This window comes from Lysinibacillus sp. NPDC096418, from assembly GCF_044762775.1.
In the GTDB taxonomy this organism is placed as follows: domain Bacteria; phylum Bacillota; class Bacilli; order Bacillales_A; family Planococcaceae; genus Lysinibacillus.
The window spans coordinates 1-7615 of sequence record NZ_JBIWEY010000065.1 but is presented as its reverse complement, the minus strand read 5'-3'; the positions used below and the strand labels follow the sequence as shown (position 1 = coordinate 7615).

Annotated in this window: 9 protein-coding genes and 1 riboswitch; of the genes, 6 read left to right on the top strand and 3 right to left on the bottom strand. The window is 36.1% G+C overall.

All coding sequences use genetic code 11. The annotated features are described in order from the left end of the window. Positions 1-146: 146 nt before the first annotated feature. The gene (locus tag ACIQZG_RS24110; protein WP_402758638.1) at positions 147-410 is read left to right on the top strand and encodes a YhdT family protein; all 264 of its coding nucleotides are present in this window, start codon (positions 147-149) and stop codon (positions 408-410) included. Further along, complete coding sequence (gene panF / locus ACIQZG_RS24105; protein WP_402758636.1) at positions 410-1855, top strand: sodium/pantothenate symporter; 1446 nt, start codon at positions 410-412, stop codon at positions 1853-1855. The genes ACIQZG_RS24110 and panF overlap by 1 nt, the downstream gene beginning before the upstream one ends. Positions 1856-2468: 613 nt before the next feature. Here the strand turns inward: panF and ACIQZG_RS24100 are convergent. Together ACIQZG_RS24100 and ACIQZG_RS24095 are read right to left on the bottom strand one after the other, a co-directional pair. Beyond that, positions 2469-3659, bottom strand: coding sequence for a multidrug effflux MFS transporter (locus ACIQZG_RS24100; RefSeq protein WP_402758635.1), 1191 nt, complete (start codon positions 3657-3659; stop codon positions 2469-2471). Between the two features lie 226 nt (positions 3660-3885). Next, positions 3886-4047: a hypothetical protein gene (locus ACIQZG_RS24095; protein ID WP_402758633.1), complete on the bottom strand. Its 162-nt coding sequence runs from the start codon at positions 4045-4047 to the stop codon at positions 3886-3888. A gap of 5 nt (positions 4048-4052) precedes the next feature. On the opposite strand from ACIQZG_RS24095, the gene ACIQZG_RS24090 reads away from it, so the two are divergent. Together ACIQZG_RS24090 and ACIQZG_RS24085 are read left to right on the top strand one after the other, a co-directional pair. Continuing rightward, the gene (locus ACIQZG_RS24090) at positions 4053-4361 is read left to right on the top strand and encodes a zinc-binding dehydrogenase (RefSeq protein ID WP_402758640.1); all 309 of its coding nucleotides are present in this window, start codon (positions 4053-4055) and stop codon (positions 4359-4361) included. After that, complete coding sequence (locus ACIQZG_RS24085; RefSeq protein ID WP_402758631.1) at positions 4336-4509, top strand: hypothetical protein; 174 nt, start codon at positions 4336-4338, stop codon at positions 4507-4509. The genes ACIQZG_RS24090 and ACIQZG_RS24085 overlap by 26 nt, the downstream gene beginning before the upstream one ends. Before the next feature lie 51 nt (positions 4510-4560). Here ACIQZG_RS24085 and ACIQZG_RS24080 read toward each other — a convergent pair whose 3' ends face one another. After that, entirely contained in the window at positions 4561-4935 is a 375-nt protein-coding gene (locus ACIQZG_RS24080; protein WP_402758629.1) for a nucleotide excision repair endonuclease, read from the bottom strand. A 732-nt stretch (positions 4936-5667) separates the two neighbouring features. Here ACIQZG_RS24080 and ACIQZG_RS24075 point away from each other — a divergent pair. Both ACIQZG_RS24075 and metA read left to right on the top strand, forming a co-directional pair. After that, entirely contained in the window at positions 5668-6231 is a 564-nt protein-coding gene (locus tag ACIQZG_RS24075) for an FtsB/FtsL family cell division protein (protein ID WP_402758627.1), read from the top strand. A gap of 245 nt (positions 6232-6476) precedes the next feature. After that, positions 6477-6586, top strand: a riboswitch (SAM riboswitch). A gap of 96 nt (positions 6587-6682) precedes the next feature. Further along, positions 6683-7615, top strand: a 933-nt coding sequence (metA, locus tag ACIQZG_RS24070) for a homoserine O-acetyltransferase MetA (RefSeq protein WP_402758625.1), incomplete at its 3' end; no start/stop codon positions are given.

Below are 7615 nucleotides of genomic sequence, written 5' to 3'. Positions count from 1 at the left end.
TGATTTTCAACATTGTGGAAACAATAAGTATATAGTTTATTTTTCCATATATCACATGTACTCATTTTTTTTACGATAATTCCTTCACAATACTTCCCATAACGAGTGTAGGTCGGTAAAATAGGGTAGGTTAGGGGGATTCAACTTTGAAAGATCAACGTTTTAAAATCGCGCATAAAGAAGCGCTTATGGGCATCGGACTAGTCATTATCAACTTTGCTATTTGGTACGGCTTTGCTTATGGGCTAGGTTCAGGAGATCCGACAAAATATAAATATGTATTTGGCTTCCCTGCTTGGTTTTTCTATAGCTGCATTGCTGGTACCATTTTTATGATACTCCTCGTCTGGATTGTCATGAAGCTATTTTTCACAGAGGTGCCATTTGATGACGAGGAGGTGGATGAGTAATGCATGTACAAGTTATTATTCCGCTATTTATATTCTTAGTCATTATATTCGGTATAGGGATTTGGGCAAATAAACATGTACGCTCCTCCAATTCGTTTTTACAGGAATATTTCCTCGGTGGACGTGAAATGGGTGGCTTTATCCTAGCGATGACGATGATAGCGACGTATGGAAGTGCGAGTAGCTTCATCGGTGGGCCAGGTGTAGCTTACAATAAAGGCCTCGGTTGGGTATTACTTGCGATGGCGCAGTTACCAGCAGGTTATTTTGTACTGATGATTTTAGGGAAGAAGTTCGCAATTATTTCCAGACGTTATCAAGCAATTACGTTAATCGACTTTTTACGTGAACGCTATAAAAGTCATGTTATCGTTATATTGGCGGCTATAAGTATTATTATTTTCTTATTCTCAGCAATGATGGCTCAGTGGGTTGGTGGCGCACGTTTAATCGAATCACTCACAGGGTTGAACTATACGGCGGCCCTATTTATCTTTGCCATTTCAGTGTTAGTGTATGTCATTATTGGTGGTTTCCGTGCTGTAGCATTAACAGATATGGTGCAAGGCTCCATTATGGTCATTGGCACAGTCATCTTGCTTATTGGAACTATCGTAGCTGGGGGCGGTATAGACAACATTATGGCGTCACTTGTAGCTGAAAATCCAAATCTTGTTTCACCATTCGGCGCAGAAGGTGAGTTAACGCCATTATACGTCTCGACATTTTGGATTTTAATCGGGATAGGTGTAGTTGGCCTACCGCAAATTGCTGTACGTGCAATGAGCTATAAAGATTCGAAAAGTATGCATCTGGCAATTATCATCGGTACGGTCGCAATCGGTACCATAATGTTAGGAATGCACCTTATCGGGGTATTAGCTCGACCTGTTATGCCAGGAATTGAAATTGGCGATAAGGTTATGCCGTTGTTAACGCTAAAGGTGCTACCACCGTTTTTAGCAGGAATTGTTTTAGCGGCTCCTATGGCTGCAACGATGTCTACGGTCAATGCGCTTCTGATGTTAGTAAGCTCAACCGTTGTAAAAGATATTTATTTAAACTATGTAAAGCCAACAGCAAGTGATTCAGAAATTAAGCGTGCGAGTTTTATTGTTACAACGGTAATTGGCTTAGCGGTTGTCCTTTTCGCGCTAAATCCACCAGATTTGCTTGTATGGCTGAACTTATTTGCATTTGGCGGGTTAGAGGCAGTATTTATTTGGTCAGTGGTGCTCGGTCTATATTGGAAAAAGGCGAACAAATACGGAGCAATTGCTTCGATGATTACAGGTATGACACTTTATATCGTTATTGACCGTTTCTATCCATCCATATTCGGCATGCACACTGTCACAATTCCAATTATCGCTTCGCTTATTGTATTTGTGATAATTAGTTTACTTACTGCACATAAATTTAAAGATGAAAAGATATTTATTTAGGAGACAAAATGCCACAGATGTTATTTCTGTGGTGTTTTTTTGGTTCTATAATATTTGTTGGGGTTTTCACACAATTACATGCATAAATAAGCACAGACTCACCATTTTATATATACTTGTCAGTGCCGTTATATATATTGGGCAATGGAAGAAGTGCGTCGATAATTCCAAAAAGAATGGGACAAATACATTCACAGAAAGTGTAGGCGTATGCGACATGTATTTTATAAATGTGCAGCAGAATTAACGTTTAAAAGACAATGGTACTTACATCTTTATACGGCGATGTCCGACACAATAATAGTAGGGCATGAATTAAAGTATAAAGAAGTTCATTAGGTTTAAGGTGCTGTAAATTTTCAGTACCTTAACATTTGATTTAGAAACAGATAAATAAAAAGAATCCATTTTGAAAAAAGATTGATCAAAATGGATTCATATCCAGCAGATTTAAGTTTAGTTTTTTTAAAAAAGATTATTCACTAAACAAGGTGCCTAAAGTTTATTTTCGACTTGGCTTATAAATGGTATAGTGACTCTTATTACGAAACGTGATGGCCAAGCATTTTTCTTTATTGTAGACGTTGCAACCTTTAAAGCATAGCGGCATTATTCAAAACATCACATCTTTTTTATAAAGTAAGGGTAAGCTTATTAAAAGCATAACAATCCCTAGTGCTAAAAAATATAATGGCATCGCAAGGACTGTTCCGTTATGGAAAACGCTCATACCATAGATTGTTACACTGACGAGTAAATAATAACCTAAGCTAAATATCGCACCCGCAGAACCAATGACGTCTTGAAAGTCAATGAGCGCTAAGCTTAAACAGTTTGGTAAAGCGGTACCTGTACCAAATAAAATAATGAACACACTAACAATCATGGTTGGCATTTGTAATGAAATCGGTAAAAAATGTACCGATGTAGCGAGTAATGTACCGATGAGCATAATTGCTAACCCGCGAACGATAATCTTCTCAGGTTTTGTGTGGCTAACGAGTCGTTTAGAAAGCATAGCACCTGCGATAGACGCTAGCGCAACGATAATGCCTAAAAAACCATACATCGCACTTGTTAGTGTAAAGTATTGCGTAAAAATAAATGGTGCTTCGGTATAATAGCTAAATAATACACCGTTTATACCACCAATTAATAAGCAGTAGCGCCATAGACGTGCATTTGTAATCATGCGCTTCACTATTGGTAGTATTGGCTTCATTTCGATTGTAGTAAGCGCTGTTTCAGGTAAGCGTAAAAACGCATAGCAAAATACAATAACGCTCATAGCAACTAACACTATAAATACGACTTTAAAGCCAAAATAATATTCGGTAAAGCCACCAATTAACGGGCCAATGGCAGGTGTGAAGGCAAGGGCAGCTGAAATTTGAGCAAACAATTTATGACGCTCAACACCAGAAAAGCTTTCGCGTAAAATCGTCTGTGTCACGACAGAGCCAACACTTGCACCAAACGCTTGAATAAAGCGTGCGACTAATAAAACCGCCATTTCATTTGCTACTAAACAAAGTACGTTACCAACAAAATATAAAAACAGCCCATAAAGCATTGCCTTGCGACGACCCAATTTATCGGATAAACGCCCAAAGAAAAATACACCGAAGGCAAAAGCAATAAAGTATACACTCATCGTAACCTGTGCATCACTCATAGAGATTTCAAAGGCTTCTGCGATAGATGGTAATGATGGGCTAAAAATAGTTTCGCTAATTTGTGGGAAGCCTACTAATATAATCAGTAATAATAAGCTAGGTGTTTTGTTTCCGATGTTTTTCTTCAAAATAATCCTCTCCTAGATAATTATAGGTTTGAAAGAAAAACATCGTAGCTTGGGAAATGGTGGCTTCACGAGTTTAATTTTTTCTAAATCCCTCATGAATTCACTTCCTTCAAATTAAATACGTAAAAATTATATCATCCAAAGGGATATAACGGAAAATCTTTTTATAAACAATCGAACTTTATTTCAAATCAACAAAATTTGGTGATTCTTCAGATTTACGCTATTATGGGCCATTAGGATGTGGATTTTTAACTGGTTGCGGTACTGTTGTGAACGGTTTACAGCCGAAATTTGGTTCGTCCATTGCGATTTTTGGGACTGGAGCAGTCGGTTTAGGGGCATTAATGACAGCTAATATTGAAGGCTGTAAGACGATTATTGCCATAAGATATACATGACTCGCGACTTGAACTCGCTAAGGAACTTGGGGGGACGCATACGATTAATAGCAAGACTGAGAATTTAGGGGAGCGAATGCTAGAAATTACTGGTGGGCGCGGTGTGAATTATTCTATCGATACAACAGGTGTCGCAACAGTCATGAAAGCAGCGATTGATGTACTAGGTATAGGGGGAGTATGTGCACCAGTTGCGGTTACACCGAACAGTCTTGAAATTAGTACACTAAAGGATTTAGTATTTGCAAATCGCAAACTTATCGGTGTCCTAATGGGTGACACAATTAATTCAATACCATAAAAGTGGGCAATTCCCATTCGAAAAGCTCGTGAAGTTCTATAAATTTGAGCAAATAAATGAAGCATCTGCTGATTCAAATAACGGTTCTACGATTAAACCTATACTCATTGTTGATGAAACTTATCGTTCGGACGAGCCACTTATCTAAAAAATATGAAAAGAGACCAACTCAACATTGAGCTGGTCTCTTTCTTAACTTTTATTCAAAAAACACTTTATCTGTATTGTATTTTGAACGGAATGTGTTGATCGCATATGTTTCATAAATTTCACGTTCCATTGGATCGTCAATTTCATACACTTCAATTTTGAAAATCTCGTCACGGTGTTTTTGCATTGGAGATACGTTATCTTCAAAGTGCTTTTTAATACGTTGACGAATTTTACGTGCTTTACCTACAAATAAAAGTTCATTTTTTTCATTGTAGAAAAAGAAAATACCGCCTTTTTCACGTGTGATTTTATGGAAGTCGATAAAACCATGGTAAGGAGTGATTTCTACATCTCCTGGTTTTAATACTTGTTCACGTTGACGAATAACTAAGTCTGGTTTTGGTAGTTCAATTTTAATCAAGATATTCACGTTCCTCTCTATTACATAAAGTATATCCTAACATAATTCAAGCGTCGTGGCTATTATCAATTACCACATATGCAAAAATGAGACCTAATAGTTCGTATCATCTTCACAGCATAACAAAATTTAGATGTGGAGATTTTTTTAAGTCCAGTGAATATTGTACTTCCGAACAATGGGTAGTATATCCTAACTATAATTATTTATATTTTGAAGATGGAATATTAACTTCAATTCAAACTAGCAATTAGAGGGCTAATTCCCTCTTTTTTTATTTGCCTTTTTAAATTTACCGCCAATGTTCTGAGGGATATTGCATCCCTTCCCAGATATAATACTAACTCATACGATTCCCAGAGTATCCGCAATGTCCACTCTCAATTGTCTAACTGTAATTTTATCTCACGGCTTGCAGATGCAATGTCTGACTTTGGATTCTCTTCATAATGTAATATCCAACCACTGCAAATACAAAATTAGCCTCTTTCATAAGCTTGAGAGAGGTTTTTTCATGCCTACTTATTCAGCTATTGAATTCTCGATGCGTCTCAGCTCAATCTGACAGAACTGCAAGGAACGATATACGTTTTTGATCTGACCGATAGAATGTAGCTACCAGATGCCCATTTTAGGAACATGATGGTGACATTAATCCAATCAGTATTGGCATTCCATTAACCACCTATTATTGGTAGAATGTAGGTATCGATATTAAGAGGAAGTGTGTCTATGAAGAAATTATTCCCGATTTTAGTTGTAGTCATGTTATTTGTTGCAGTTGGAACTGTATTTTTTGCATATAGTGCCTATAAGGATAATGTAGATAAAGATAAATTTGTTCCAGCATCTACTAACAAAGATACTGAAATGGAAGCGGAATTAACGAAATTAGATAATGAAGAAGTTGAAACTAAAGTTAAGGAAAAATCTAAGTTAAATGATTCTATAACAATTCAATTAGTAGAGAAAACTCCTAGAGATTCTAGTTACGATGCTGATTATATATTGAACTTCAAACTAAAAATCACTAATCATACTGATAAAGATATTAAAGGTTTTATTGGAGAAACCTATTTTTATGATATGTTTGGGGAACTTCTTTATACAGTAGATTTGAAATATGAATGGGATTTGATTCCTGCAAATAATTCGATTGATTTCAACAGTGGATTTAAATTAAACAATTTTAATGATAACGATGTTAGACTATTTAATTTACCTTTTGAGAACATGAAATTTGATTATAAAATATCTTCAATTATTTTTAATGATGGTACAACAATATCTGAATGAATAAGAGAGGGATAATACCCTCTTTTTTTATTTCCATTGATTTTTCAGAAATTTTAATATTATGTCCTTCTTTTTTTCAGATGTATGAGTTACAATGAAAATTACATAGATATAATAAGAAGTGAATTAAATTAATTCGCATACTGTAATTTACTCAAAATCGTACCATAACAGGCATCCGAATACATTTTTGTGAATTATTGCAAAATTTATAATTCCGTGATACAATTCAGCTTAATTAAATAGTCTTATCAAGAGAAGTCGAGGGATTTGGCCCGTTGACGCTTCAGCAACCTCTAACTTAGTTAGAAAGGTGCTACTTCCAGCAAAGGATATTTCCTTTGAGAGATAAGAGTGATCGTGATTAAAACCCTCTCATTCTATCTCATATGGAATGAGGGGGATTTTTAATTTACTAATAAAGAGAAATTGATGAAATGGGGAATGCATGATGCCGATTAATATTCCGAAAAACTTACCAGCTGGAGAACATTTACGTGAGGAAAAAATCTTCGTAATGGAAGAGGACCGTGCTCGTACGCAACAAATTCGTCCTTTAAGTATTTTGATTTTTAACTTAATGCCAGAGAAAGAAAAAACAGAGTTGCAATTACTTCGTTTACTTGGAAATACACCGCTTCAAGTTAATATTACGTTTTTAAATACTGCTACACATGAGTCGAAGAATGTTAGTAAATCACATTTACAGTTATTTTACTCAACGTTTAATGAAATTCGTCATCGCCGTTTTGACGGAATGATTATTACCGGTGCACCTGTTGAAAAAATGGAGTTTGAGGACGTCAATTATTGGGACGAAATCGCTGAAATTATGGACTGGTCAGCGAAAAATGTAACATCGGTTTTACATATTTGTTGGGGAGCTCAAGCTGCACTTTACCACCATTACGGTATCGGAAAATTTGAACTTCCTGAAAAATGCTCAGGCGTCTATTCACATGTTATTACAGATTTGACGGTTGATTTAGTACGAGGGTTTAGTGATTCATTTACTGCGCCACATTCGCGTTATACATCCGTATCGATTGATGATGTACGTGCTCATCCGGATTTACGTTTATTATCATACTCGGAGGATGCAGGCGTCTTTATTGTCCAATCAAGGGATAATAAAAATATTATGATTACTGGCCATTTAGAATACGATGCGACAACACTTGCAGATGAGTACAGCCGTGACGTTGCTAAGGGACTTGATATCGATGTACCAGTTAATTATTTCCCGAACGATGATCCAGCAAATGAGCCAATTAATACATGGCGTGCTCATACACATTTACTATTCTCAAATTGGTTAAACTACTATGTATATCAAGAAACACCATATGAATGGGATCTTGTCGAAGAAATCGAATATCATATC

Excerpts from the sequence above, each read along its gene's own strand:
- ACIQZG_RS24075 (WP_402758627.1), top strand. The coding sequence starts at position 5,668 with ATGAAGAAATTATTCCCGATTTTAGTTGTAGTCATGTTATTTGTTGCA.
- panF (WP_402758636.1), top strand. The coding sequence starts at position 410 with ATGCATGTACAAGTTATTATTCCGCTATTTATATTCTTAGTCATTATA.
- ACIQZG_RS24095 (WP_402758633.1), bottom strand. The coding sequence starts at position 4,047 with ATGGCAATAATCGTCTTACAGCCTTCAATATTAGCTGTCATTAATGCC.